The organism is Roseicella aerolata (genome assembly GCF_020523605.1).
Taxonomy (GTDB): domain Bacteria; phylum Pseudomonadota; class Alphaproteobacteria; order Acetobacterales; family Acetobacteraceae; genus Paracraurococcus; species Paracraurococcus aerolatus.
In genome coordinates this window covers 1-1,411 of the sequence record NZ_JAJAQI010000144.1, presented here as the reverse complement: position 1 = coordinate 1,411, position 1,411 = coordinate 1, and the positions used below count along the sequence as shown (strand labels likewise).

Sequence of the window (1,411 nt, the reverse complement as noted above, 5' to 3'; positions counted from 1 at the left end):
GAACCAGTTGCCGAAGGTCATCCAGGGTGTCAGGTTCCGCAATGGCGTCGAGGTCAAGGAGACGCCAGCACAGACCGCCGCCTGATCGGCTGGCCGTCACCCAGTTTCCCGCGTAGCTCTTGGCTCGGCACGTCGGGCCTTTGCCTCGCTTCCACACCCAGACAAGCAGAGCCAACTGGCGCGTGCAGCAGAACGCCTGTCTGAGGACATGGTCGTCTACCTTGCTCTCAATCTGTTCGACCGGAGGACCTCGCAGCGATCGCTCCCGCTGGCCGTGCAGCGCGACATCCGCGCCCTCTTCGGAAGCCACAAAGCAGCGATCGGGCGCGCGCAAGCTGCTCTGATCGCAATCGGCGACCCGGTGCTGACCGCGACTGCGACCAATGTCGGCGCTTCGAGGGGCGACGGGGTCCTCGACGCCCGCGATGGCGACTACACGTTTCACGTCGCACTCCTGCCGCGGCAGCCTGTTCCGCTGCGCATCCTGCTTGGCTGTGCGGAACGACTCGAGCCGCTGCCGCCTGACGCCGATCTCATCAAGGTGCACGGGTTCGGGGACCGCGTGAGCTATCTCGCGTTTGAGGGCTTCCAAAACCGAGCGCTGCCCACGCTGGCGCGCCGGACAGTAGTCGATCTGCGCCGGCGCCGCGTGTCGGAGGTTCCAGTGGACACTGCGGACGGTCGGCGGGTCCTGCTCGGTAAGGCCAGCCTGATGCCTACCGCCATGGGCGGGCGGGACCGGCAGGAGCGGTTCGACGATGGGCTGCGGGAGCGGGGCGTATTCACGCAGTCAGGACTCGGTCCCGGCCTGCGCGTGCTCACGCGCCGCCTCGTCGATGCTGGCGTCTTAACGGGCCGGACCAGCGCCGCGGGGACTCGGTGTTGACCAGGGACGACCTCGACCGGCCCTGCGGGCGGCACCTGTGCTTTCGCAACCTAGTCGAGGCCGGTGAAACCTGGCGCAGGGTGCGAGTGCCAAACCTTCCGGTGCAGGCCGGCACGATTGCGGCCCTGCAGCGGCTCGCCCGCGACGTATTGGATCCTGTCGTCGATGAGTTCGGGCCGCTCGAGATCACCTACGGGTTTGCCTCATGGGAGCTCACCCGGCACGTGCCGGGCAGGATCGACCCAACCCGCGACCAGCATGCGGGCCATGAACTGCGTCCTGACGGCAGGCTCGTATGCTCTCGTCTCGGCCAAGCCGCCGACTTTCACGTCCCAGGGATCTGTTCAGGTGCGCTTTGCACATGGCTCGCCGAGCGACTTCCCTTCGATAGGCTCTACTTCTACGGGAGCTATGGCCGAAACTGGGTGATGGCGGGCTGAGAGAGGCGGCGTATCGAGGCGGGTGACGAGCCTGCCAGGACCTCCCGAAGGAGCGATACGCCATGACGAGCGATACCACGGTGGT

General features: G+C 66.7%; 2 protein-coding genes. Both read left to right on the top strand.

The window, feature by feature from the left end; translation table 11 throughout:
• Nucleotides 1-208: 208 nt before the first annotated feature.
• A complete protein-coding gene (locus LHA35_RS28220; RefSeq protein ID WP_226615108.1) occupies nucleotides 209-886 on the top strand; it encodes a class I SAM-dependent methyltransferase in 678 nt (225 codons plus the stop codon).
• Nucleotides 883-1,326, top strand: coding sequence for a hypothetical protein (locus LHA35_RS28215; protein ID WP_226615101.1), 444 nt, complete (start codon nucleotides 883-885; stop codon nucleotides 1,324-1,326). Before LHA35_RS28220 ends, LHA35_RS28215 begins: the two co-directional genes overlap by 4 nt.
• Nucleotides 1,327-1,411: the final 85 nt, after the last annotated feature.

What these genes read in the sequence shown, in the direction of transcription:
- LHA35_RS28220 (WP_226615108.1), top strand. Translation starts at nt 209, where the DNA reads ATGGTCGTCTACCTTGCTCTCAATCTGTTCGACCGGAGGACCTCGCAG.